The sequence below is a fragment of the Streptomyces sp. S.PB5 genome, from assembly GCF_030403745.1.
GTDB lineage: Bacteria > Actinomycetota > Actinomycetes > Streptomycetales > Streptomycetaceae > Streptomyces.
This window is the reverse complement of sequence record NZ_JAQMWP010000028.1, coordinates 50,545-73,722: the sequence shown is the minus strand read 5'-3', so window position 1 is coordinate 73,722 and position 23,178 is coordinate 50,545. Positions and strand designations below refer to the sequence as shown.

The following is a 23,178-nucleotide window of genomic DNA, read 5'->3' as shown; positions in this document are numbered from 1 at the left end:
CATGGCGTGCGGCTCCTGGCGGCGGTGCACCGGACGGTGCGGGCCCGGCCGGGGGTCTTTCTCAGGCCCCCGGACCGGACCGCGCACGCAGGATCAGCTCAGGTTCTCGATGGCGGTGCGAACCTTCGCGATGATGTCGTCGGGGATCGGCGCGTAGTCGTTCTCCGCGAGGATCTGCTGACCCTCCTCGGAGGCGATGTAGCGCAGGAACGCCTTCGTCGCGGGCAGGGTGTCGGCCTTGTTGCCCTTGTCGCAGACGATCTCGTAGGTGACCAGGACCATCGGGTAGGCGCCGTCGGCCTTGGTGCCGTAGTTCAGCTTCAGCGCGTAGTCGTTGCCGGTGCCGACGACCTGGGCCTCGGCGATGGCCTTCGTGGCGTTCTCCACGGTGGCCTCGACCGGGGCGGAGGCGCCGGTGTCGAGGGAGGCCGGGGTGATGCCGTCCTTGGCGTACGACAGCTCGAAGTAGCCGATCGCGCCGTTGGTCTCCTTGACCTGCTGGGCCACACCGGAGGAGCCGGACGCCGACTGGCCGCCCTTGGCCTGCCAGGCCTTGCCGCCCTCGTAGGGGAAGGAGTCCTTGGCCTCGGAGATCAGGTACTTGGTGAAGTTGTCCGTGGTGCCGGACTCGTCCGAGCGGTGGAACGCCTGGATCTTCAGGTCGGGCAGCTTGACGCCCGGGTTCAGCTTGGCGATCGCCGGGTCGTTCCAGTTGGTGATCTCGTTGTTGAAGATCTTGGCGAGGGTCTCGGCGTCCAGCGTGAGCTTGTCGACGCCGGAGACGTTGAAGCCGGCCACGATCGGGCCGCCGACCATCGGGAAGTCGACGGCCTGGCCGCCGGTGCAGACCTTCTTGGAGGCGGTGACCTCTTCGGGCTTCAGAGCGGAGTCCGAGCCGGCGAAGGCGACCTGGCCGTTGGTGAACGCGGTGATGCCCGCGCCGGAGCCGGAGCCCTTGTAGTTGATCTGGACGCCGCACTGCGCGGTGAACTGCTTCACCCAGGCGTCGATCGCGTTCTTCTGCGCGGAGGAGCCGTCGGCGAGCAGCTGACCCTTGGCGTCGTCACACTTGATGCTGCCGGCCTGCGCGGTCGAGGAGCCGGTGGCGTCGCCGCCGTTGCTGGTGTCGTCGGAGCCGCACGCCGTGAGGGCCAGGGCGCCGGAGACGGCGATCGCGCCGAGAGCGAGAGCCCGCCGGTTCTTGCGCTGAAGCTTCACTTGAGGGAGTTCCTTCCGAGAGCCGCCGTCCTGAATCCGGCGGCGTGCGAAGACTGGGTGATGCGGACGCATATTCGAGGTGTTGTCCCCGAGGCACGTCCCGCACCGCGTAAGGCCGAAATTAGGCAGATCAGGTGAAGGCGCCGACTGGCGGAAATGAACGGCGGGTGAACCCCTGCCGACAGTGCGGTGAGGTCACGGAACGCTCACGTCGAGGACACGGGCGCATTCCATTGGGTTGAGCCGGGCGGCCAAGGGGGTGGGGCGCAGGTGGTCGGCCGGGTGCGAGTCCTTCGTGGCTGGTCGCGCCCACGCGTCGGAGCCGCACATCGACACAGCCCCGTGCCCCTAGGTGAGATGCAGTGAGGCCAGCAAAGAGGTCACCAGGGTTCGGTCCCGGGGTTGCGTCAGGCGGTTCCTGGCCGCCGTCGGGGGGAGCCAGAGGATGCGGTCCACCTCCGTGTTCGGGGTGAAGCCGCCCTCGGTGGCTTCCGCGGCCCAGTAGCGGACCCGCTTGGGGCGGCCGTTCGCCAGGTAGCGCAACGTGGGGAGCTGGGCACCGGTCACCGCCAGATAGCCGGTCTCCTCCGTCACCTCGCGCAAGGCGCCGGTCAGGGGGTCCTCGCCGCGTTTCAGCTTGCCCTTCGGGTGGGACCAGTCGTCGTATTTCGGCCGGTGGACGAGACACAGCTCCAGCTCACCGTCGATCGGCGAGCGGCGCCACAGGACGCAGCCCGCCGCCTCGACGGTGCTGTTGTCGGGAGAACTCACCGGGCGCTCACCGCCTCCTGGTCGGCTACGGGTCCTGTTCGGCTACGAGGTCCTGACGGTTTCCATCTGCCAGGCCCGCTGGAAGGCGAACCGCGCGGCTTCCACCTCGTGGCGCTGGTCGGCGTGCAGAACGCCGAGCGCGTACGCGGTCGCCGGGGCGATACGCGGGGTGCGGGCCGCCTGCGCGGCGGCGGCCGCCGCCTCGGACGCGTCCCGGTGCCGGTCGAGCGCCTCACCCGCCGCGAGCAGCCGTACGTCGACGCTCTCGCCGTACTCGCCGTAGAGGACCTCGCGGGCGTACCGGTGCAGGCGCAGCAGCAGGCGGACCTGGTGCCAGGGGGCGTCCTGCGGGTGCGGGGACGGGTCCGGGGAGAGGCCGTGGATGAGGGCCTCGGCGTTGTACGGGTGGCCCGCGGTGACGAGGGGCAGCGCGGCGACGGCGTCCTTGAGACGGTCCTCGGCGGCCTGGGCGTAAGGGTGGAGGTCTGCCGTGGCGGCCATGGGGACGAGGGGCACCTCGCTCGCGAGTACGGCGATGTGGTCGGCGACCGCGTGGAAGCGGGAGGAGCCGAGCGCCTGGAGGGCGGTGCTGTGGGCCCGGGTACGGGCGAGCGTGAGCTGACGGTCGAGGAGAGCGCCCGCTTTCGCCGCGCCCACGGTGAGATTGCCGCGGTCGGGGGTGGAGGTGGGGGCCGGGTACGTCGAGGAGCCGCCGGGTGCCGCCTTCTTGGGTTCGGCGGTCGCCCTGACGGCACGGTGGCCGGGGGCTGCTGCGGCGGCGTCGGTACGGCGGCCGGGCGTGGCTGAGCGGTGCGCGTCGCCTCGCCCGGCTGCGCCTGCGCCGACGGTGCCGGATGTACCAGGGCCAGCCGTGCCGACAGGTCCGGCCGCGCCGCTCGCGCCGCCTGCGCTGTCGGCGCTCGTGGTCCCCGCCGTGCCCGCGGAGGCTGGCGTGCTGCCGGCGCCCGTCGCGTCTGCCGTACGGCTGCCTGCCTCGGCGGCGCCGGCGGCTGCCGTGCCGTGGGCGCCTGCTGAGGCGGCTACGTGTCCGGCGCCGGGCGTGCCGCCGGTCGTGCTGCCAGCACCTGCCGCGTCGGTCGTGCCGCCCGCGCCTGCCGTGCTGCCGTGGCCGGTCGTGCCGCCCGCGCTGCCGGTGACTGCCGTGCCGCCGGTGCCGGTCGTGCTGCCGGCGCCTGCTGTGCCGCCCGGGCCCGCGGTGCTGTCCGCGTCGGTCGTGCTGCCGGCGCCTGCCGTGCCGCCTGCGCCGGTCGCACCGTCCGCGTCCGCCGCCCCACCGGCACCCGCCACCCCGCCCGAGCGGACCGTGCCGCCCGGGCCTGGGGTCCTCGTCCTGGGTGTTGCCGTTCCGGGGCGGGGCGTCGTGGTCGGGGTCGTTCCCTGGGTCGGGAACGCCGTTGCTCCCGACAGTCGGTGCAGTGCCAGCAGGAGTCGCTCCAGGCGGGCCTCGCAGGCGTGTTCCGAGGCCAGGGTGCCTGAGACCCAGGCCAGTTCGGGACGGATGCGTTCCGACCAGTCGGGGTCGAGGAGCGGGCGGAAGGTGTGGAGGCTGCCGCTGATGCGGCGGGCCGAGCGGCGGAGGGCTCGGGCCGCGTCCACGGGGGGTTCCGTGCCGTTCGAGGACGGGGCGCCGGCCTCGCGGTGCTGGCGCAGGGCGCGGAGGAACTCCATGGCCTGGGCCCGGAGGTAGCCCGCCAGGGCTTCCCCCGTGATCGGCCCGGCCGTGGTGGGGTCCGTCGGGTCAAGGTGTTGCTGTGCCACGCCGGCGCCTCCGGGCGTCTATGAGCATCTCCTGGATGTTGCGCAGGGGCTGGCCGTCCGCGTCGGTCGCGTGCCGCTCCCACTCGCCGTCCGGGCCCAGGTGCCAGGAGGAGGTGGTGTCGGACATGCCGGTTTCCAGGAGGCGGTTGAGGGCTGCGCGGTGGGCCGGGTCCGTGACCCGCACCAGCGCTTCGATACGGCGGTCGAGGTTGCGGTGCATCATGTCGGCGCTGCCGATCCACACCTCGGGCTCGCCGCCGTTGCCGAAGGCGAAGACCCGGGAGTGTTCGAGGAAGCGGCCGAGGATCGAGCGGACCCTGATGTTCTCCGACAGGCCCGCCACACCCGGGCGGATCGCGCAGATGCCGCGCACCCAGACGTCGACCGGCACGCCCGCCTGGGACGCCCGGTAGAGCGAGTCGATGAGCGCCTCGTCCACCATCGAGTTGACCTTGATGCGGATGAAGGCCGGGCGGCCCGCGTTGTGGTGCTGGACCTCCTTGTTGACCCGCGAGACCAGGCCGTCCCGCAGGGACTTGGGGGCCACCAGCAGCCGGCGGTACGTCTCCCGGCGGGAGTAGCCGGAGAGCCGGTTGAAGAGGTCGGAGAGGTCCGCGCCGACCTGCTGGTCCGCCGTCAGCAGGCCCAGGTCCTCGTACAACCGGGCCGTCTTCGGGTGGTAGTTGCCGGTGCCGACGTGGCTGTAGCGGCGTAGCGTGTCGCCTTCCTGGCGGACCACGAGCGACAGCTTGCAGTGGGTCTTCAGGCCCACCAGGCCGTAGACGACATGGCAGCCCGCCTCCTCCAGCTTGCGCGCCCACTTGATGTTGGCGTGCTCGTCGAAGCGGGCCTTGATCTCGACCAGGACGAGGACCTGCTTGCCGGCCTCGGCGGCGTCGATGAGGGCGTCGACTATGGGGGAGTCGCCCGAAGTCCGGTACAGGGTCTGCTTGATGGCGAGGACGTCCGGGTCGTCGGCCGCCTGCTGCAGGAAGGCCTGCACGGACGTCGAGAAGCTGTCGTACGGGTGGTGCAGCAGGACGTCACGGGCGCGCAGGGCGGCGAAGATGTCGGGCTGGGACGCCGTCTCGACCTCGGCCAGGTCGCGGTGGACGCCGGCGATGAACTTCTTGTACTTCAGCTCGGGCCGGTCGAGCGAGGCGATACGGAAGAGGCCCGTGAGGTCCAGGGGGCCGGGGAGCGGATAGACCTCCGCCTCGGAGATCTTCAGCTCGCGCACGAGGAGGTCCAGTACGTCGCGGTCGATGGACTCCTCGACCTCCAGACGCACCGGCGGCCCGAAGCGGCGCCGCATGAGCTCCTTCTCCAGCGCCTTGAGGAGGTTCTCGGCGTCGTCCTCCTCGACCTCCAGGTCCTCGTTCCGGGTGAGGCGGAAGGCGTGGTGCTCCAGGACCTCCATGCCCGGGAACAGCTCCTCCAGGTGGGCCGCGATGACGTCCTCGATGGGGACGTAGCGGCCGGGGGAGCTCTCCAGGAAGCGGGACAGCAGCGGCGGGACCTTGACGCGCGCGAAGTGCTTGTGGCCCGTGACGGGGTTGCGTACGACCACGGCCAGGTTCAGCGAGAGGCCCGAGATGTACGGGAAGGGGTGCGCGGGGTCGACCGCCAGCGGGGTCAGGACCGGGAAGATCTGGTGCCGGAAGAGGGTGAACAGGCGGGCCTGCTCCTTCTCCTGGAGCTCGTTCCAGCGGACCAAGTGGATGCCCTCCTCCGCGAGTGCGGGGGCGACGTCCTCGTGGTAGCAGGCGGCGTGCCGGGCCATCAGCTCGCGCGAGCGGGCCCAGATCATCTCCAGGACCTCGCGCGGCTGCAGGCCGGAGGCGGAGCGGGTCGCGACACCGGTGGCGATACGGCGCTTCAGACCGGCCACCCGGACCATGAAGAACTCGTCCAGGTTGCTGGCGAAGATGGCGAGGAAGTTCGCCCGTTCGAGCAGGGGCGTGTTCGGGTCCTCGGCGAGTTCCAGGACGCGCTCGTTGAAGGCGAGCCAGCTGCGCTCCCGGTCGAGGAAACGGCCCTGGGGCAGCTGGGCTACGCCGTCCTCCAGGGACTCCTCGTACGCGTCGAGGTCGGCGTCGATGTCGGGTTCCAGGTCGGAGACCGCGGCCGCCACGGTGTGCGGGCGGTGCGCGGCTATGGAGCCCACGGAGGGCTGCGCGTGCTGGACCTGTGCTGCTGCCTGGGTGCTGGGCTGGCTCATGCCCCCATTGTTCCGCGCCACGGGCGAGACAGGCGCGTCGGAGCGGGCGGTGGGGAGCGCGGCGACGACTCCGTTCCCCACGGGCTCCTCACGTGGCGGTGAAGGCTCTGGCACGGCGGGCTTCATTCGCCGAGCGTCGCAAGTCTGTCTGAACCAATGGTTACGGAGACATGGCGTGTGGGACACCGGGGGGCGGATCCCGGGCATCTACATGACCGGGCCGCACGTCCCCCACCCCCGTGGGGGGACGTGCGGCCCGGGGTCCTAGGCCGTGCGGCGGCGCAGCAGCAGGAAGGCGGCGGCGGTCGCGGCCGCGGCGACGGCGAGGAGGAGGCCGGTCTCGACGTACTGCAGCGGCCAGAAGTGCGACTGCGGGTGATACGCCAGGACGGTCTCGTCGCCCGACCAGTCGACCTGGTAGTACGAGCGCGGCGGCTCGAAGGCGCCGACGTGCGTGAGCGTCGGCCACAGGTCCGCGCGGAAGAGGTCCACCAGGTTGTGGAGGACCAGGCAGCCCGCGAAGGCCACCCCCGCCCCGGCCAGGCCACGCCCGGTCAGCAGTCCGGCGAGCGCACCGAGGGCGAGCCCCGCGAGGGCGTACGCCACGGCGGCGGGGCCCGCGGCGAGGAACACGTCGGGGAAGTACCAGTCGCCCACGAGATTCGGGTCGGCATCGCCGCGCGCCCAGCGGTTCAGTACGACGACGGCGCCGGTGCCGGCCGCGAGCAGCACCGCCGGGACGGTCAGCTTGGCCGCTAGCCAGCGGGCCGGGGCCTGCCCCTGGGTCCAGGCGAGCAAGGCGGTACGGCTCTCCAGCTCCCGTCCGACGGCGGCACCGGCCCAGACGGCCGCCGGGAACATCATGAGCGCCAGACAGCCGCTGACCAGGGCCATGCCCTCGCGGTACGTCGCGTCGGCGGTGATCGCCTCGACGGCCGAACACAGCGGCAGTCCGTCCTGGCTCGGCACGGCACACCCGCCGGCGCCGCGGCGGGCCTCGTCCGAGAGGGACCGGAGCCAGATCAGATACCCCGCGGCGGCGGCCAGCGCCGTGAGCCAGAGGATGAGGGCGGTGTGGTGCAGGCGCACGGTGTTCCGGGCGCCGACCGGGAGCGAGGGCGCGCTCATGTCGCCGTCCTCGTCGTCCTGCGCAGCAGCCAGAAGGCCGCGCCCACCGCAGCCGCCGCGGCCGTCAACGTGAGGCCCGTCTCGATGAGTTGGAGGGGCCAGAAGTGCGAGGAGGGGTGGTAGTCGGTGTAGTAGCCGGTGATGTCGTGGGCGGCGAGGCACTGGGCGCTGTCGCCGCAGAGCGGGTCGGGGACCCGCGCGCCCGTGGAGGTGAGGGCGCCCTGGTCGCCCCAGAGGGAGTTCTCGGGGGTGGTGTAGTGGTCGAGGGTGCCCACAGCCGTCTCGTAGGGCCACAGGCGGGGGGTCAGCTCGCCGGTGGCGTACTGGACGGTGCTGGTCACCAGGAGGGACACCGCCAGGGCCGGGAGTGTGCGGCGCAGCAGGACGCCTGCCAGGGCGCCTGTCGCGAGGGCGAGGAGGGGCTGGGCGATGCCGAGGGTGCCGTTGGCGGTGAAGGCGCCGTCCTCGTACCACTCCCAGCTCAGCGGGAATCGGTTGGCCGTGAAGACCATGCGGTGCAGCAGTACGAGGACGGTCGTGCCCGCCACGAGCAGGGCCGCCGGGACGGCGAGCTTCACGGCGAGCCAGCGGGTCGGTGTCACCCCCTGCGTCCACGCCAACCGCGCGGTGCCGGACTCCAGTTCACGCCCGACGAGCGCGGCGCCCGCCCAGACGGCGACCAGGCTCGGAGTCCAGTAGACCGCCCACTCGGCGAGCTTGACCGCCCGGTAGTAGCCGTTGAGCGTGGTGTCCCACTGGCAGGTCCGGTCCTGGGCGGGGCAGCTCTCGCGCCACGCGGCCGCGGCGGCGTCCGCGCCGGGGCCGTACGCCCACAGGAAGGCCAGCGCGGCGGCCGCGACCAGGACCGCCCAGACGATCAGGGCGGGGCGGTGCAGGCGCAGCACCGTGCGGCCGGTGGCCGGGGGACGCGGTGGCGCCATGGGGAGGGTTGCGGTCATGCGGGCGACTCCTGGCGGGGCGTGCGTGCGGGAGCGGTGCGGTGGCGGAGCAGGAGGAACGCGGCGACGGCGGCTGCCGCGGCGACGGCGAGGACGATGCCGGTCTCGACGAGGTGCAGCGGCCAGAAGTGCGACGGCGGGTGATAGTCACCGCCCCCCAACTGCCACACGGTGTCGGGCAGTTCGCGTCCGTCGCCGCTGACCGGCGGCCAGTACTCGTCGCGGTGCTTCTCCACGTACCGGTTGAGCACGATCACCAGCGCGAGTGCGATGGCCGAGGCCGGCAGGGAACGCCGTACGGCGAGCGCGGTGAGCGTGCCGACCGCGAGGGCGCACAGGCCGTACGCCACGACGAGCGGGCCGCGGGCGGCGAACACGTCGGCGAAGCCCCAGTGGTCGCCCATCAGATCGCGGTGGGCCGACCAGGCCCAGCGGAAGACGGGGACGAAGAGCAGACCGCCCGCTATGAGCACCAGGGCCGGCACGGTGAGCTTCGCGGCCAGCCAGCGGGCCGGTGTCACGCCCTGCGTCCACGCCAACCGCGCGGTGCCGGACTCCAGTTCGCGGCCGATGAGCGCGGCGGCCGACCAGGCGGCGACGGCCCAGAAGCCGTAGTACATGAACGTGCTGATCCAGCCCATCGGACCGCTGAAGTCCTGCGAGGCCCACAGGCCGCAGTAGTTCGACGGGGTGTCCCGGCAGGCGGCCAGCGTCGCGTGCACGTCGTCGGCGGTGACCTCGGTCAGCCACACCAGGTAGCCCACCGATCCCAGCACGAACACGGCCCACACGATCAGTGCCGTGCGGTGCAGCCGCAGGACCGTCCGCACCCGGCCCGCGTTCATGAGACGGACCTCGTCCGTGCGGCGGTCACACGGAACGCGGCCAGGGCCAGCAGGACGGCGACGGCGAGCAGGATCGCGGAGGCGGTCAGCTGCAGCGGCCAGTAGTGGGAGAGCGGGTGGTAGTCGTGGTACCAGCTCACCGCGCCGAGGCGGTCGTAGAGGGTGGCGCAGTCGTCGTCGATGCCGCTCCCGCAGTACGGGTCGCCGAGGCGCTCGCCCGTGGCGGTGAGCAGGCCCGTCGAGACGTTGATACCGGCGCCCGCGGGGCCGGTGCCGCTGAGGCTCGACACGCTGGTCACCGGGGACCACAGGTGGGGCAGGGCCCAGTTGATCCCGGCCCACAGCGCGCCCACCGCGACCACGGCGGTGCCCAGCGCGGCCAGTGAGCGGCGCAGGAGCAGGCCCGCGAGGACGCCCGCGAACAGGCCGGCGAGGGCGAGGGCGACGATGATCGGGCCGCCCGCGTAGAAGGTGGGCGGGTCGTACCAGGTCTTGGCGTTGCCGATCCGGCCCTTCGCCGCCCACCACATCTGGTGGTGCAGCAGGACCAGCAGTCCGGTGCCCGCGGTGACCAGGACGGCCGGCAGGGCCAGCTTCGAGAACAGCCAACGGGTCGGGGACACCCCCTGCGTCCACGCCAACTGGGCGGTGTGCAGCTCCAGTTCACGGCCGGTGAGGGCGGCGCCCGCCCAGGCGGCGACCAGGAAGGGGACGGCCAGGACCGCCCAGTTGGCGTAGGTGTAGACGTCCTTGTAGCGCAGGATCGCGTCCTGGTCGTAGCGGCAACCGGACCCCGCACAGGCGTCGTACTGCTGCCAGGCCGCGGCCGCGGCATCGGCGAGCGGCCCCCACAGCCACAGCAGCAGGGTGCCGACCGCGAGGAGTACGACGGTCCAGACGGCGAGGGCCGGGCGGTGCAGCCGGATCAGCCAGCGGGTCAGACGCGGGGCGGCGAGCGTGCTCACGCGGAGACCCCCTTGGTGCTCGTCGGAGTCGTCGGTGTCGTCGGTGTCGTCGGAGCCGGCGGATTCGTCGGGGACCCCGGATCGGTCTTTCCGGGCGCCTCGGGGTTGCGCAGATAGGACAGGACGAGCTCCTCCAGGGAGGGCGTGCTCGTGCGCCAGTCGGCGGGAAGCGGGGCGGCCGGCCGGATCAGGGCGGTCAGCTGGCGGCCCGTGGTGCGGGACTCGACGACCGTGTGCGGGTCGAGGACGGTGTCCGAGGCGGTCGTCACGCGCGCGTGCGTCTCCAGCAGCTCGTCGATCTCGCCGTTGAGCCGGACCCGGCCCCCGCCGATCAGCAGCAGGTGGTCGCAGGAGTCCTCCAGCTCGGCCACGACATGCGAGGACATGACGATCGTGGTGCCGAACTGGGCCGCCTGGGACATCAGTACGCCCATCAGCTCATGCCGGGCCAGCGGGTCCAGGTCGGCCATCGGCTCGTCCAGGAGCAGCAGTTCGGGCTTCTTGCCGAGCGCGAGGGCGAGCGCGACGCGGGTGCGCTGGCCGCCGGAGAGGGTGCGGATCCGGGCCTTGGGGTCCAGGCCGCCGTCGGTCACGATCCGCTCGGCGGCGCGGGTGTCCCAGCGGCCCGGGTTGAGGTCGGCGCCCATACGGAGCGTCTCGGCGACGCTGAGCTGGGGGTAGAGAGGCTTGTCCTGGGCGACGTACCCCACACGCGCGCGTGCCTCGCCCGCGGGCCTGCCGAGCACCGAGAGGCTGCCCTCGGTCGGCGCCATGACACCGGCGGCGAGGGCGAGCAGCGTGGACTTGCCCGCGCCGTTGGGGCCGACGACGGCGCAGACCCGGCCGGCGGGGAGCGCGAACGTGCAGTCCCGCAGGGCCCACCCGGCGGACCGTCTCAGCCGGCCGAAGCGCTTGCCCAGCGCGGCTGTCTCGAGAGCGGTGTCGGTCATGAGGGGTCTCCCTGGCGGTGCTGGTCCTGGCTGTGCTGGTCGGGACTGTGTTGATCGGGAATGTGTTGATCGGGGTCGTGTTGGTCCGGGTCGTGTTGATCCGGTACGTGTTGGTCCGGGCCGTGCTGGTTCAGGCCGTGCTGGTTCAGGAAGTGCTTGTCGAGTACGGCGGTGAAGAGCGCGGCCACGTCCTCCCGGTCGAGGCCGGAGGCCCTGGCCCGCTGCGTCCATCCGTCGAGCTCGGCGCGCAGGGGCGAGTCGGCGGGGGCGGCGCCGAGACCGCGGCGCACGAAGGTGCCGAGACCGCGCCGGGCCTCGACCAGTCCCTCGCGCTCCAGCTCGCGGTAGGCCTTGAGGACGGTGTTCGGATTGATGGCGGTGGCCTCCACTACCTCGCGCGCCGTGGGGAGCTTGTCGCCCGGCTCCAGATGGCCCAGACGGAGGGCCTGCTTGGTCTGCTGGATGATCTGGACGTAGGTAGCCACGCCGGAATGCCGGTCGATGCGGTACTCGACCACCGGTCCACCACCCTTTCACTAATTGAGTAGTGAAAGGGTGGTGTAAGACGGCCCGGGAAGTCAAGCCGTCAGAAGGAGGTGCTCGGAAGGAGAGGGCTCAGAAGGGGAGGGCTCAGAAAGAGAGGCAGGGGGAGAGGAGGGCGGGGATCAGGCGCGGCGGCTCACGTCTCCGTCCGGTACATCAGATCCGTCTCGTGCGTCACGAACCCCAGCCGCTCGTACACGGACACCGCCGCCTTGTTGTCCGCGTCGACGTACAGCATCGCCGTCGGCAGCCCCTGCCCCGCCAGATGCCGCAGCCCGATCGTCGTGAGGGACTTGCCGAGCCCTCCGCCCTGCGCACCCGGCCGCACGCCCAGCACGTACACCTCGCCCAGCCGCTCCGCCGCGTGCACCTTGGTCCAGTGGAAGCCGACCAGCTCCGCGTCGCGGAAGGCGAGGAAGAAGCCGGCGGGGTCGAACCAGGGCTCGGCCATGCGGTCGTCGAGGTCGCGCTGCTGGAGCGAGCCCTGCTCGGGGTGGTGGGCGAAGGCGGCGGCGTTCACGGCGAGCCACGCGGCGTCGTCCTTGCCGGGGACGAAGGTGCGCACCGAGACGCCGTCCGGGAGGACCGGGTCGGGGAGTTCCAGACCCGTCAGGGGACGACGCATCTGACGCAGCTCACGGAACAGCGTCAGGCCGAGGACCTGGGCGAGGTGCCGTGCCGCGGAGTGGCCGCCGTGGGCCCACACCCGCAGCCGCTTGCCGGACGCGGCGAGCAGGGCCGAGCCCAGCGCCCGCCCGTGGCCGTGACCGCGGTGCGACGGGTGGACGACCAGCTCCGCGGCCGGGGCCTCCACCGGGTCGGTGTCCTCCAGCTGGGCGTAGCCGACGAGTTCCTCGTCCACGGTCAGCAGGAAATGCGACACCCCCTCGCGCGCGCCGCCGCGCAACTGCAGCCGACCCTGCTCCGACACCGCCTGTTGCCCGTCGCGGTGCGCGGCCTCCGCGAGGAGCGCCAGGACCGCTTCGGTCTGGTCCGGGGAGAGCGCCGAGTGGGTGTCGATCGAGCGGGAAGTACCGCGCGGTGCGGTGTCGTCGCTGGTCATGCGTACGAGGGTACGGGGAGGGTGCCGCAAAGTGGGGGCAAAGGGCGAGGCAAAGGGAAACCAGGATGTAACCATGAAACCCCTGTCGCGCTACGCGCGTTGACTTTAGGCTGCGCCGGACGGGGCCCACGCGATTTCAGACATCCCACAGGGGGGCGTATGCCAGCCATATCCCAGCCGCACCACCGCCGCAGACGGACCATCCGTCTCCTTGCCGCAACCGCCGGTCTGGTGACCGCCGGTGCCCTCGCCGCCGCGCTGCCCTCGACGGCCTCGGCGGGCGAAACGGGCAAGCCGGGCGGAAAGGGCCTGAGTCGGTACCAGGACGTGCAGCTGCTGTCCTTCAACGACCTGCACGGAAACCTGGAGCCCCCGTCCGGTTCCTCCGGCCGCGTCACCGAGCTCCAGGCGGACGGCACCACGAAGACGATCGACGCCGGTGGTGTCGAGTACCTCGCCACGCATCTGCGCGAGGCGCGCGCGGGCAACAAGTACTCCATCACCGCGGCCGGCGGCGACATGGTCGGCGCCTCGCCGCTGATCTCGGGCCTCTTCCACGACGAGCCCACCATCGAGGCGCTCAACAAGCTGGACCTGGACGTCACCTCGGTCGGCAACCACGAGTTCGACGAGGGCGCCAAGGAACTGGGCCGCCTCCAGAAGGGCGGCTGTCACCCGACCGCCGGCTGCTACACGGACGAGGAGTTCGAGGGCGCCGACTTCCCGTACCTCGCGGCGAACGTCCTGGACGAGAAGACCGGCAAGCCGATCCTCAAGCCCTACTGGGTCTGGAAGAAGAACGGCGTCAAGGTCGGCTTCATCGGCGTGACCCTGGAGGACACTCCGGGCGTCGTCTCCGCCGAGGGCGTCAAGGGCCTGAAGTTCAAGGACGAGGTCGAGACGATCAACAAGTACGCCCGCGTGCTGCAGGCGCAGGGCGTGAGGTCGATCGTGGCCCTCATCCACGAGGGCGGGGCCCCGGCCTCGTCGGCGTACAACTACGACTGCGACGCCCCGGGCGCGGGCGACGGCATCTCCGGCCCGATCGTGGACATCGCCAAGAACATCACCCCGCAGGTCGACGCGCTGGTGACGGGTCACACCCACGCCGCGTACGCCTGCACCATCAACGACCCGGCGGGCAACCCGCGCACGGTCACCTCGGCCGCCGCCTTCGGCCGCCTCTACACGGACACGACGCTGACGTACGACCGGTGGACGGGTGACATCGCCCGTACGGCGGTGAAGTCGGCGAACCACGTGGTCACCCGGACCGTCGCCAAGGCCACGGACATGACCGAGCTGATCAGCAAGTGGAACACCCTCGCGGCGCCCATCGGCAACCGCGCGATCGGCTACATCTCCGCCGACATCCCGAACACCGGCACCGAGTCCCCGATGGGCGACCTCATCGCCGACGCGCAGCTCGCTTACGGCAAGCAGCTCGACCCGGAGACCGACCTGGCGCTGATGAACCCGGGCGGTGTGCGAGCCGGGCTGACGTACGCGCAGAAGGGCACGGAAGGCGACGGCGTGGTCACCTACGCCGAGGGCTTCACGGTCCAGCCGTTCTCCAACACCGTGAACCTCCAGGACTTCACCGGCGCCCAGCTGATCAAGGTCCTCCAGGAGCAGGTCAGCGGCAGCAACGCGGCCTCCCCGAAGATCCTCCAGCCGTCCTCGGGCCTCACGTACACGCTGGACCTGACGAAGACCGACGCCGACCGGATCGTCGTCGACTCCATCAAGCTCAACGGCACGGCCATCGACCCGGCGGCCACCTACCGCGTCGCGACCAACAGCTTCCTCGCGGGCGGCGGCGACGGCATCACCACGCTGGGCCAGGGCACCAACGACCTCGTCGGCACGGACGACCTGGCTGCCCTTGAGCAGTACCTGCTGGCCAACTCCTCGGCCACGAGCCCGATCGCACCTCCGGCCGCGAACCGGATCACGATCGTGAAGTAACCCCCCACGGGAACAGTGAGAGGCGGCCGCGTCACATGACGCGGCCGCCTCTTCGCGTCTCGCCTTCCCGTCTGGTGCCTTCCGTCCCCGCCTTTCCGGCTACGCCACCCCTCGCCGGCCCGCGAGCATCCCGTGCAGGATCTCGACCTCGGCGTGCAGGTGGGGCAGGACCCGGTCGTTGAGGAAGGGCAGGGTGGTCCGGCGGCCCGCCGTGTCGTACAGGTGGACGATCTGTCCCGGCCCGGCGCCCTGGGCGCGCTGGACGGTCTCGACACGCAGCTCCCGGATCTCGGGCCAGGACCACTTCCGTACCCGCAGGGCGCCGTACGCGGTGATCCCGGAGGCCCGCACGACCGTACGGGCCCGGAGCAGGGTGAGCGCGAAAAAGCCGTCGGCTGCGAGCAGCATCGCGATCAGAAACGCCGCGACCCAGCCGCGTAGGCCGCTGATCAGCACCTCGGCGGTACCGGCCGCGAACATCAGCCCGATCAGAAGGGCCGGCTTCCACGCCGGCGCCTGTCTGCGGTACACCCTCTCGACCACGCTGCCCCCCGTTCCCGATTTCCCCGGACACTGTCCGCAGGATCGTAGCCGTGGGGGCCCGGGCGGGGAGGGCCGGATCCGGGGTTACTGCAGCTCTGTCGGCGGCGGCGTCGGCGCCCCCGGGAGCCGTACCGTCGCCACCGTGCCGCCGCCCTCCGCGCGGGCCAGGGTCACCTGGCCGCCCGCCTGTTCCACCGTGCGCGCGACGATCGACAGGCCGAGACCCGAACCCGGCAGCGCGCGTGCGCTGGGGGAGCGCCAGAAGCGGTCGAAGACATGGGGGAGTTCGTCCTCGGTGATGCCGGGGCCGTGGTCGCGGACGGTGAGGACGCCCCCGCTCAGCCGTACGTCGATGGTGCCGCCGTCGGGGCTGAACTTCACGGCGTTGTCGAGGATGTTGACCACCGCCCGCTCCAACGCCGCCGGTTCGGCCCGCGTGAACCACGGCTCCACATGCGCGTTGATCGTCAACTCCGGTCCGCGCAGCCGCGCCCGGCGCAACGCGGACTCGACGGTGTCCTCCAGCGAGACCACCTGGACCCGTTCCCCACGCTGCCCCGCCGACCGCGACAGCTCCTGCAAGTCACCGATCAGCGACGCCAGTTCCGTCATCTGCGCCTTCACGGAGGCGAGGAGCGCCTTGCGGTCGGCCTCCGGGATCGGGCGCCCCGTCTCCTCGCTGCGGGTGAGGAGTTCGATGTTGGTACGGAGGGAGGTGAGCGGCGTCCGGAGCTCATGGCCGGCGTCCGCGATCAGCTGCTGCTGGAGCTCGCGGGAGCTGGCCAGGGAGGACGTCATCGAGTTGAAGGAACGGGACAGCCGGGCGACCTCGTCCTCGGCGTCCTCCTCGACCGGGATACGGACGTTCAGGTCCTCGGTCCTGGCCACGTGTTCGACGGCCTCGGTGAGCTTGTCGACGGGGCGGAGACCTGCGCGGGCGACGGCGAGACCGGCGGCGCCTGCGCCGAGGACTCCGACGCCGGAGACGAGGAGGAGGATGAGGGCGAGTTCGTTGAGGGTGTTCTGGGTGCCCTTGAGGGAGACGGCGACGAGGAAGGCGGCGTTCGAGGTCTCGCCGGTCGTGCGGTTCTGGAGCGTCAGGGGGACGGTCATCACTCGCACGGGGGTGCCGTCCACCGTGGTGCCGTTGTGGACGATCCCATCACCGTTGTGCCTGTTCTCGATGACGCCCTTGTCTGCCTGGGTGACCTTGACCTCGCCCGCGGAGTTCCCGAGGAGGCAGACGGTCGCGTCGGCGGTGAGCGCCTGGGAGTAGGTGTTGCGGGGACCGTTGTAGGCGGTCTGGGGGGTCTGTGTGCAGTTGGCGAGGGCGTTCTCGATACCCACCCGCTGGGGGCCCTGGACGGCCGCCGCCTTCTGCAGGTCACCGTCCAGCTGGTCGTACAACTTCCCCTGCACGATGAACCAACACGTCACCGAAACCGCCGCCACCGCGAACGCCACCGCCGCCGCCACCAGCAACGACAACCGCGCCCGGATCGGCAGGGTCTGGAACCGGCGCAGAACCCTCTTCACTCCGCCCCACCCTGGCGCAGCACATACCCCACCCCACGCACCGTGTGAACGAGCCGGGGCTCGCCACCCGCCTCCGTCTTGCGGCGCAGGTACATCACATACACGTCGAGGGAGTTGGACGAGGGCTCGAAGTCGAAGCCCCACACCGCCTTGAGGATCTGCTCACGGGTCAGCACCTGACGCGGATGCGCCATGAACATCTCCAGCAGGGTGAACTCCGTGCGGGTCAGCTCCACCGGCCGCCCGGCCCGTGTCACCTCCCGCGTCGCGAGATCCATCCGCAGGTCCGCGAAGGTGAGCGCCTCGTCGGCCTCGGCGGTCGCCGCCCCGGCCGCCGCGGCGTAGGAGGACCGCCGCAGCAGCGCCCGGACCCGGGCGAACAGCTCGTCCAGTTCGAACGGCTTGACCAGGTAGTCGTCGGCGCCCGCGTCGAGCCCGGTCACCCGGTCGCCGACCGTGTCCCGTGCCGTCAGCATCAGGATGGGGGTCGTGTCGCCCGCGCCGCGGATGCGCCGGGCCGCCGTGAGCCCGTCCATGCGGGGCATCTGGATGTCGAGGACGACCAGGTCGGGCCGGTACGCGGTCGCCTTGTCGAGGGCGTCGGCCCCGTCCACGGCGACCTCCGTGTCGTAGCCCTCGAAGGCGAGGCTGCGCTGGAGTGCTTCGCGCACGGCCGGCTCGTCGTCGACGATCAGGATGCGCTGGGGGTCACGGTCGCCTTCGGCGGGGCTCATGGCTTCGGATTCCTCGGGTGCGGTGGGGCCGGCAGGGAGCTGAAGGGTGAACGTTTTCAGCCTCGCATGGTTCCCGGCCGGTGCGAGAGGGGCACGGGGTCAGCGGGCGGCACTGCGGCGCCGGGCGCGGCCCGCGCTCGCCCCGCGGCGGGCCACCGCCGGGGAGGCCACCTCGGGCGCCCGCGCCACCGGGGCGTGCAGTTCGTACGCCACGTCGAGGGCCAGGGCGAACCCGGCCGGGTCGGCGCCGGCCACCGTGTGCGAAACCTGCTTGATCATGACGTACTCCCTACGGGGTTCGAAGAAGCTCAGTTGTCGCTGCCGCCGGCCCGCAGCGTGGCCAGGTCGGACTTGACGGTGTTGATCGGGATGGAGAACCCGAGGCCCGAGCTGCCAGCCGTCGAGGCGTCCGAACTGGCCGAGTACATAGCCGAGTTGATGCCGATGATGTTGCCGTTCATGTCGATCAGCGCGCCGCCGGAGTTGCCCGGGTTCAAGGACGCGTCGGTCTGGATCGCCTTGTACGTCGTCGTGGACGACCCGGTGTCGCCGTTGAACTGCTGGCCGCCGAACTCGAACGGCCACTGCCCGCCGCCCTGCTGCTGCCGGCCCTCGTCGGTCGAGACGGTCACGTCCCGGTTGAGGGCGGACACGATGCCGCTGGTCACCGTGCCGGTCAGGCCCTCGGGGGAGCCGATCGCCACGACCTGGTCGCCGACCTGGACGCCGTCGGAGTCGCCGAGGGTGGCCGCGCTCAGACCGGAGGCGTTCTCCAGCTTGATGAGGGCGAGGTCCTTCGCGGGGTCGGTGCCGACGACGTTCGCGGTGTAGGTCTTGCCGTCGCTGGTGCTCACCTTGATGGTGGAGGCGCCGGAGATGACGTGGTTGTTGGTGATGATCTCGCCGTCACCGGTGATGATCACGCCGGAGCCGGTGGACTCACCGGCGTTCGAGGTGGCGTTGATCTCGACGATGCTCGGGCTGACCGCCTTGGCCACGCCGGACACCGTGCCCTTGGCGGCGGACGGGATCACATTCGTGCTGGTGCTGCTGGAGGCGACCGTGTCGCTGCCGGTCAGCTCCTGGATGCCGTACGCCGTACCGCCGCCGATCGCCGCGGCCACGATCGCCACGGCGGCGAGGAGGGCAAGTGGACCCCGGGCGCGCTTCTTCGGCGCGGGCGCTGGCTCTGCGGGGGGCGCGGTCAGGAGAGCGGTACCGCCGCCGTTGCCGTCTCCGCCGGCGACCTGGGTCTGCGCCGGCCACACCGTGGTTCCCGGCTCGACGGTCACGGGCTGGGCGGGCGGCTGCGTCGGCGGGGGCGGCCACTCCGGGTTCACGGGGGAGGAAGCGTGCTGCTCGTACTCGCCGTCGCGGCGGAAGCTCTCGGTCATGGAAAAGAGCTTGTCGCCCGACCATGAGAGCTTCCTGAGTGCTCCCTGAGAACGCTGCCAGAACCTCGTTTGCCCGATATAAAGCCGGTACTGGCAAGGGTCAGGAGGCTCTCAGGCGGATTTCATAAACGGACCGCGAACCCCGTTCAGGGCCTATTCGCAGCCGCAGGAGCGGCGTACGACCAGACGCGACGGGAAGACCTTCAGGCGCTCCCTGCGCGAACCCGCGACGCGAAGCCCGTCGTCGAGCACCAGGTCCACCGCCTCCCGGGCCATCGCGGGCCGGTCCGATGCGATCGTTGTCATCGGCGGGTCCGCCAGCGCGGCTTCCTTGATGTCGTCGAAGCCGATGACGGCCAGCTCACCCGGCACGTCGATACGAAGCTCGCGCGCCGCCCGCAGCAGGCCGATGGCCTGGTCGTCGGTGGAGCAGAAGAACGCGGTCGGCCGGTCGGGACCGGACAGCACCTCAAGGGCGACCCGGTAGGCGTCGTACCGGTTGTAGGGCGCCTCGTACAGCCGCCCCTCGGTGGAGATCCCCGCCTGCTCCATCACGCGCCGCCAGCCCTCGACGTGGTCGGAGACCGGGTCGCCGACGGAAGGCGTCTCGGCGGTGCCGCCCATACAGGCGACATAGGCGTGGCCGTGGTCGAGGAGGTGGCGGACGGCGAGCTCGGCGCCGCCGAGGTCGTCCGTGACGACGGCGACGTCGTCGATGGCCTCGGGGCGTTCGTGCAGCAGCACGACGCGCGCGTCCCAGGCCTCGATCTCGGCGGCCGCGTTGTCGTTCAGCGCGTGGGACACGAGGATCAGTCCGGAGACCCGCATCCCCAGGAACGCCCGCAGATAGTGGACCTCGCGCTCGCCGATGTAGTCGGAGTTCCCGACGAGCACCATCTTTCCGCGCTCGGACGCGGCCTGTTCGACCGCGTGCGCCATCTCCCCGAAGAAGGGCTGGCGCGCGTCCGGCACGATCAGGCCTATGAGATCCGTGCGGCGGGACGCCATCGCCTGGGCGACCCGGTCGGGCCGGTAGCCCAGTTCCTTGATCGCGGCGAGAACGCGCTCGCGCGTGGCCGGGGCGACCGGCCGGGGTCCGTTGTTGATGACATAGCTGACGACAGCGGTGGACGTCCCCGCCAGCCGCGCCACGTCATCCCTGGTTACCTTGGCCACGCGCGGAGTCTACGCGGATGGACCCGCTCTGGGCAGGGCGTGAGGGAGCTTCCCTGTCGGTTCCCTGTGCCCGGCCCGAGCGTTCCCGGTGTCCGCTTATACGTCCGCACTGACCTCGGCGGCGTCCAGGACGGCCGTCTCGTCCGCATCCTCCGCCTTTGGCTGGGCGTTCTTGGGCTTTGCCTCGTCGGGGACCCGCTCACCCTTCTCGGGGGTAACGAATCGATAACCGACGTTCCGGACGGTTCCGATCAGCGACTCGTGCTCGGGTCCGAGCTTGGCGCGCAGCCGTCGTACGTGCACGTCCACGGTCCGGGTGCCACCGAAGTAGTCGTACCCCCAGACCTCCTGCAGCAGCTGCGCGCGCGTGAAGACGCGGCCCGGGTGCTGGGCGAGGTACTTGAGGAGCTCGAACTCCTTGAAGGTCAGGTCGAGGACCCGGCCCTTGAGCTTGGCGCTGTAGGTCGCCTCGTCGACCGAGAGGTCGCCGTTGCGGATCTCCATGGGGGAGTCGTCGTTGACGATCTGCTGCCGGCCCATGGCGAGCCGGAGCCGCGCCTCGACCTCCGCGGGGCCTGCGGTGTCGAGGAGGACGTCGTCGATGCCCCAGTCGGCGGTGACGGCGGCGAGGCCGCCCTCGGTGACGACGAGGATGAGCGGACAGCCCGGACCGGTGGAGCGCAGCAGCTGGCACAGGCTGCGGACCTGCGGCAGATCGCGGCGGCCGTCGATCAGGATGACGTCGGCACCAGGGGTGTCGACGAGGGCGGGGCCTTCGGCCGGAGCGACCCGCACGTTGTGCAGAAGCAGGCCGAGAGCGGGCAGCACCTCCGTCGACGGCTGGAGGGCATTGGTCAGGAGCAGCAGAGAACTCATACGGCTGGTTCCTCCTCGGTCCCGGCGAGGTCGTAGCTCTCGAATCTTTCGTATACAGGTGACCCGAAAGCACAAAAGGACCCGGGGGCTGCGTTGCCCGAGTCCTCTGTTCAGGAGAATAGCCCACATGCGCATTGATCCGGCAGGTCGTGTGGTGCGATCCACCACGATTCCGCACTCTGAGACGAACAGAGGCACACCTATACGGACGTTTCTGCACACCAACGACGGTGTGACGATCGATTCCGTATACGATCCGCCGGCCTTCGTATACGAACCGGCCGGCCCGGCGCCCGACGCCTCCGCGCCACCTTCCCGTGATCTCGCGTTCGTCGTCGCGCACGGTTTCACCGGCGACGCGGATCGCCCTCATGTTCGCCGGGTGGCGGAGGCGTTCACGCAGTACGGCGGCGTGGTCACGTTCTCCTTCCGCGGTCACGGAGCCTCCGGCGGCCGCTCCACGGTGGGCGACCGCGAGGTGCTCGATCTGGCGGCCGCGGTGGAGTGGGCCCGCTCGCTCGGGCACGCGCGCGTGGTGACCGTCGGCTTCTCCATGGGCGGTTCTGTGGTGCTGCGGCACGGGGCCCTGTACCGGCCGGAGGGGACACCGGAAGGGGCGGCAGGGGCGGCGGACGGCTCGGGGCGCGAGGGGCGCACGGAAGCGCACTCGGACGCGGTGGTTTCGGTGAGTGCACCGGCCCGCTGGTACTACCGCGGCACGGCCCCTATGCGAAGGGTTCACTGGCTGATAACCCGCCCCGAGGGCCGCCTGGTGGGCCGCTACGGCCTGCGGACGAGGATCCACCACCGGGACTGGAACCCGGTCCCGCTCTCCCCGGTCGAGGCCGTCCCCCGCATCGCCCCCACCCCCCTGCTGATCGTGCACGGCGACCGGGACGGCTACTTCCCCCTCGACCACCCCCGCATGCTCGCCGACGCCGCCGGTGACCACGGCGAACTCTGGCTGGAGCCCGGCATGGGCCACGCGGAGAACGCGGCCCCCGACGAGCTGCTGCGGCGCATCGGGGACTGGGCTGTCGGTCAGGGCGGCTAGCCTGACCGTGTACACAGCCGATCGATAGAGGAACCGGGAACCGGATGTCCAAGGTCACGGTGCGCTACTGGGCCGCCGCCAAGTCCGCGGCCGGCGTCGCCGAGGAGGCGTACGACGCGGACACGCTCGCCGAGGCGCTCGACGCGGTGCGCGGGCGACACCCCGGCGAACTCACGCGCGTCCTGCAGCGATGCTCGTTCCTCATCGACGGTGACCCCGTGGGCACCCGCGGACATGAGACGGTACGGCTGGCCGACGGCGGCACGGTCGAGGTGCTCCCGCCGTTCGCAGGAGGGTGACGATGACCAACCAGCCGTACGAGGGGCAGCAGCAGTACCAGCAGGGGTACGACCCCTACTGGCAGCAGCCGCAGCCGCCTCAGCAGCCGCACCAGGCCTGGCCCGGGCAGCAGCAGGGTTACGAGGACCCGCACGCCGCCCAGCAGTACACGCAGCAGTGGCAGGGCCAGACCTGGGAGACCCAGCTCCAGGCACCGGTCGCGCCGGCCGCGGAGACCTCGTATCTGCCGCAGCAGGGCTACGAGCCGGCGGCGTACGCGGAACCGGCGGCGGCGCCGGCTCCCGCGCCGGAGGTGTCGTCCGGTGACTACGGCCCCGCCACCCTCGGCGGCAACGCCCGTGTCACCGACGCCCAGCGCGCCCGCCTCGAAGGCCGCTCCCCGATCATCGAGCCCGGCATGCAGCCCGCCGCGCTCACCGCCCTCCTCGGCCTGCTCCTCGCCGGTACGGCGGCCATCGGCTCGTACGCGCTCCTGGTGCCGCTCGTCCTCCTCCAGGCCGTCACGGCGGCCGGCTGGTTCCGGCTGAACGGCATGTGGCCGGCCCGGCAGGGCATCGCGCTGGCATTCCTGGGCGCGCTGGTCTCCGACGCGGCCCTGCTGGCCTCCGACCGGGCCCCGTCCGCGATCCTCGGCACCCTCGGCGTCTGGGTCCTGCTCTCCCTGGTCCTCCAGCTCCGTTCCCACGCCGACCCCGACACCCGCATGTACGGCCTCATGGCCACGGTCGCCTCGGCGGCCCTGGCGATCGTCGCCTCCGGCTACCTCGCCGCGGCCGCCGACGCGGTGACGGTCGGCGCGGCATCGGTCGCGGTGGCGGTCCTGGCCCGCGCACTGCCGCTGCCCACCCCCGCGTCGGTCGTGGTCTCCCTGCTGGCCGCGGCGGGCGCGGGCATCGCGGTCGGCGGCATGACGGACCTGGGCGCGGAGGGCGCGCTGCTGGGCGCGACGGCCGGAATGTGCGCCCTGATCGGCCACCGCGTCGCCAGCTACGACTACCCGTCCCGCTTCGTCCACTTCACGGCGGGCGTGGCCCTACCACTGGCGGCGGCGGCACCGGCGGTGTACGTGCTGGGCAGGGCGCTGGGTTAGGGGACGGCCGGGGCTCACGGCTTCCCAGCCTGTCGGTCTGCGGCTTCATCCGCCTGCCCGGCTTG

Annotated in this window: 21 protein-coding genes and 2 pseudogenes; 4 read left to right on the top strand and 19 right to left on the bottom strand. The window is 71.5% G+C overall.

The window, feature by feature from the left end; all coding sequences use genetic code 11:
* Positions 1-93: 93 nt before the first annotated feature.
* The 12 genes and pseudogenes from pstS to mshD all read right to left on the bottom strand — a co-directional run bounded on the left by pstS (position 94) and on the right by mshD (position 12,442).
* Entirely contained in the window at positions 94-1,218 is a 1,125-nt protein-coding gene (gene pstS, locus PH203_RS44370) for a phosphate ABC transporter substrate-binding protein PstS (RefSeq protein ID WP_289928075.1), read from the bottom strand.
* A 348-nt stretch (positions 1,219-1,566) separates the two neighbouring features.
* Complete coding sequence (locus tag PH203_RS44365; RefSeq protein ID WP_289928074.1) at positions 1,567-1,989, bottom strand: NUDIX hydrolase; 423 nt, start codon at positions 1,987-1,989, stop codon at positions 1,567-1,569.
* A 42-nt stretch (positions 1,990-2,031) separates the two neighbouring features.
* Entirely contained in the window at positions 2,032-3,297 is a 1,266-nt protein-coding gene (locus PH203_RS44360; protein ID WP_289928132.1) for a CHAD domain-containing protein, read from the bottom strand.
* A gap of 105 nt (positions 3,298-3,402) precedes the next feature.
* Positions 3,403-3,768, bottom strand: a pseudogene (locus tag PH203_RS44355) (CHAD domain-containing protein); the annotation flags it as partial.
* Positions 3,749-5,989, bottom strand: coding sequence for an RNA degradosome polyphosphate kinase (locus tag PH203_RS44350; protein WP_289928072.1), 2,241 nt, complete (start codon positions 5,987-5,989; stop codon positions 3,749-3,751). The gene PH203_RS44350 and the pseudogene PH203_RS44355, both read right to left, overlap by 20 nt.
* Positions 5,990-6,253: 264 nt before the next feature.
* Positions 6,254-7,117, bottom strand: coding sequence for a hypothetical protein (locus PH203_RS44345; protein ID WP_289928070.1), 864 nt, complete (start codon positions 7,115-7,117; stop codon positions 6,254-6,256).
* Positions 7,114-8,076 carry a hypothetical protein gene (locus PH203_RS44340; protein WP_289928068.1) on the bottom strand — a complete coding sequence of 321 codons (963 nt, stop codon included), beginning with the start codon at positions 8,074-8,076 and terminating at the stop codon, positions 7,114-7,116. The genes PH203_RS44345 and PH203_RS44340 overlap by 4 nt, the downstream gene beginning before the upstream one ends.
* Entirely contained in the window at positions 8,073-8,921 is an 849-nt protein-coding gene (locus tag PH203_RS44335) for an ABC transporter permease subunit (protein WP_289928066.1), read from the bottom strand. Before PH203_RS44335 ends, PH203_RS44340 begins: the two co-directional genes overlap by 4 nt.
* Positions 8,918-9,886: an ABC transporter permease gene (locus tag PH203_RS44330; protein WP_289928065.1), complete on the bottom strand. Its 969-nt coding sequence runs from the start codon at positions 9,884-9,886 to the stop codon at positions 8,918-8,920. Before PH203_RS44330 ends, PH203_RS44335 begins: the two co-directional genes overlap by 4 nt.
* On the bottom strand, positions 9,883-10,836 hold the full coding sequence (locus PH203_RS44325; protein ID WP_289928064.1) for an ABC transporter ATP-binding protein: 954 nt from the start codon (positions 10,834-10,836) through the stop codon (positions 9,883-9,885). Before PH203_RS44325 ends, PH203_RS44330 begins: the two co-directional genes overlap by 4 nt.
* A 149-nt stretch (positions 10,837-10,985) precedes the next feature.
* A pseudogene (locus tag PH203_RS44320) lies at positions 10,986-11,354 on the bottom strand (GntR family transcriptional regulator); the annotation flags it as partial.
* A gap of 161 nt (positions 11,355-11,515) precedes the next feature.
* Positions 11,516-12,442, bottom strand: a complete 927-nt coding sequence (gene mshD / locus PH203_RS44315) for a mycothiol synthase (RefSeq protein WP_289928060.1) — start codon at positions 12,440-12,442, stop codon at positions 11,516-11,518.
* Positions 12,443-12,601: 159 nt separating this feature from the next.
* On the opposite strand from mshD, the gene PH203_RS44310 reads away from it, so the two are divergent.
* Complete coding sequence (locus PH203_RS44310) at positions 12,602-14,410, top strand: bifunctional metallophosphatase/5'-nucleotidase (RefSeq protein ID WP_289928059.1); 1,809 nt, start codon at positions 12,602-12,604, stop codon at positions 14,408-14,410.
* Positions 14,411-14,509: 99 nt separating this feature from the next.
* Here the strand turns inward: PH203_RS44310 and PH203_RS44305 are convergent, their stop codons facing one another.
* The 7 genes from PH203_RS44305 to PH203_RS44275 all read right to left on the bottom strand — a co-directional run bounded on the left by PH203_RS44305 (position 14,510) and on the right by PH203_RS44275 (position 20,669).
* The gene (locus PH203_RS44305) at positions 14,510-14,953 is read right to left on the bottom strand and encodes a PH domain-containing protein (protein ID WP_289928058.1); all 444 of its coding nucleotides are present in this window, start codon (positions 14,951-14,953) and stop codon (positions 14,510-14,512) included.
* A gap of 84 nt (positions 14,954-15,037) precedes the next feature.
* Positions 15,038-16,489 carry a HAMP domain-containing sensor histidine kinase gene (locus tag PH203_RS44300; RefSeq protein ID WP_289928056.1) on the bottom strand — a complete coding sequence of 484 codons (1,452 nt, stop codon included), beginning with the start codon at positions 16,487-16,489 and terminating at the stop codon, positions 15,038-15,040.
* Positions 16,486-17,223: a response regulator transcription factor gene (locus PH203_RS44295; protein ID WP_289928054.1), complete on the bottom strand. Its 738-nt coding sequence runs from the start codon at positions 17,221-17,223 to the stop codon at positions 16,486-16,488. The genes PH203_RS44300 and PH203_RS44295 overlap by 4 nt, the downstream gene beginning before the upstream one ends.
* Before the next feature lie 99 nt (positions 17,224-17,322).
* Complete coding sequence (locus PH203_RS44290; protein ID WP_289928052.1) at positions 17,323-17,502, bottom strand: hypothetical protein; 180 nt, start codon at positions 17,500-17,502, stop codon at positions 17,323-17,325.
* Between the two features lie 29 nt (positions 17,503-17,531).
* Entirely contained in the window at positions 17,532-18,617 is a 1,086-nt protein-coding gene (locus PH203_RS44285) for a trypsin-like peptidase domain-containing protein (protein ID WP_289928051.1), read from the bottom strand.
* Between the two features lie 153 nt (positions 18,618-18,770).
* Complete coding sequence (locus PH203_RS44280; RefSeq protein WP_289928048.1) at positions 18,771-19,793, bottom strand: LacI family DNA-binding transcriptional regulator; 1,023 nt, start codon at positions 19,791-19,793, stop codon at positions 18,771-18,773.
* Positions 19,794-19,889: 96 nt separating this feature from the next.
* Positions 19,890-20,669, bottom strand: coding sequence for a response regulator transcription factor (locus tag PH203_RS44275; RefSeq protein ID WP_289928047.1), 780 nt, complete (start codon positions 20,667-20,669; stop codon positions 19,890-19,892).
* 127 nt (positions 20,670-20,796) lie between these two features.
* Here PH203_RS44275 and PH203_RS44270 point away from each other — a divergent pair, with 127 nt between their 5' ends.
* The 3 genes from PH203_RS44270 to PH203_RS44260 are packed head-to-tail and all read left to right on the top strand — an operon-like array spanning position 20,797 to position 23,113.
* The gene (locus PH203_RS44270; RefSeq protein ID WP_289928046.1) at positions 20,797-21,723 is read left to right on the top strand and encodes an alpha/beta fold hydrolase; all 927 of its coding nucleotides are present in this window, start codon (positions 20,797-20,799) and stop codon (positions 21,721-21,723) included.
* Positions 21,724-21,767: 44 nt separating this feature from the next.
* A complete protein-coding gene (locus PH203_RS44265) occupies positions 21,768-22,022 on the top strand; it encodes a MoaD/ThiS family protein (RefSeq protein WP_289928045.1) in 255 nt (84 codons plus the stop codon).
* Between the two features lie 2 nt (positions 22,023-22,024).
* Positions 22,025-23,113: a hypothetical protein gene (locus PH203_RS44260; protein ID WP_289928044.1), complete on the top strand. Its 1,089-nt coding sequence runs from the start codon at positions 22,025-22,027 to the stop codon at positions 23,111-23,113.
* Positions 23,114-23,178 lie beyond the last annotated feature (65 nt).

Bases quoted from the DNA above. Each gene is read 5' to 3' on its own strand.
- PH203_RS44335 (WP_289928066.1), bottom strand. From the start codon at position 8,921: ATGAACGCGGGCCGGGTGCGGACGGTCCTGCGGCTGCACCGCACGGCA.
- PH203_RS44325 (WP_289928064.1), bottom strand. From the start codon at position 10,836: ATGACCGACACCGCTCTCGAGACAGCCGCGCTGGGCAAGCGCTTCGGC.
- PH203_RS44340 (WP_289928068.1), bottom strand. From the start codon at position 8,076: ATGACCGCAACCCTCCCCATGGCGCCACCGCGTCCCCCGGCCACCGGC.
- PH203_RS44285 (WP_289928051.1), bottom strand. From the start codon at position 18,617: ATGACCGAGAGCTTCCGCCGCGACGGCGAGTACGAGCAGCACGCTTCC.
- PH203_RS44270 (WP_289928046.1), top strand. From the start codon at position 20,797: ATGCGCATTGATCCGGCAGGTCGTGTGGTGCGATCCACCACGATTCCG.
- PH203_RS44310 (WP_289928059.1), top strand. From the start codon at position 12,602: ATGCCAGCCATATCCCAGCCGCACCACCGCCGCAGACGGACCATCCGT.
- PH203_RS44295 (WP_289928054.1), bottom strand. From the start codon at position 17,223: ATGAGCCCCGCCGAAGGCGACCGTGACCCCCAGCGCATCCTGATCGTC.
- PH203_RS44345 (WP_289928070.1), bottom strand. From the start codon at position 7,117: ATGAGCGCGCCCTCGCTCCCGGTCGGCGCCCGGAACACCGTGCGCCTG.
- PH203_RS44265 (WP_289928045.1), top strand. From the start codon at position 21,768: ATGTCCAAGGTCACGGTGCGCTACTGGGCCGCCGCCAAGTCCGCGGCC.
- PH203_RS44260 (WP_289928044.1), top strand. From the start codon at position 22,025: ATGACCAACCAGCCGTACGAGGGGCAGCAGCAGTACCAGCAGGGGTAC.
- PH203_RS44275 (WP_289928047.1), bottom strand. From the start codon at position 20,669: ATGAGTTCTCTGCTGCTCCTGACCAATGCCCTCCAGCCGTCGACGGAG.
- PH203_RS44290 (WP_289928052.1), bottom strand. From the start codon at position 17,502: ATGATCAAGCAGGTTTCGCACACGGTGGCCGGCGCCGACCCGGCCGGG.
- PH203_RS44350 (WP_289928072.1), bottom strand. From the start codon at position 5,989: ATGAGCCAGCCCAGCACCCAGGCAGCAGCACAGGTCCAGCACGCGCAG.
- mshD (WP_289928060.1), bottom strand. From the start codon at position 12,442: ATGACCAGCGACGACACCGCACCGCGCGGTACTTCCCGCTCGATCGAC.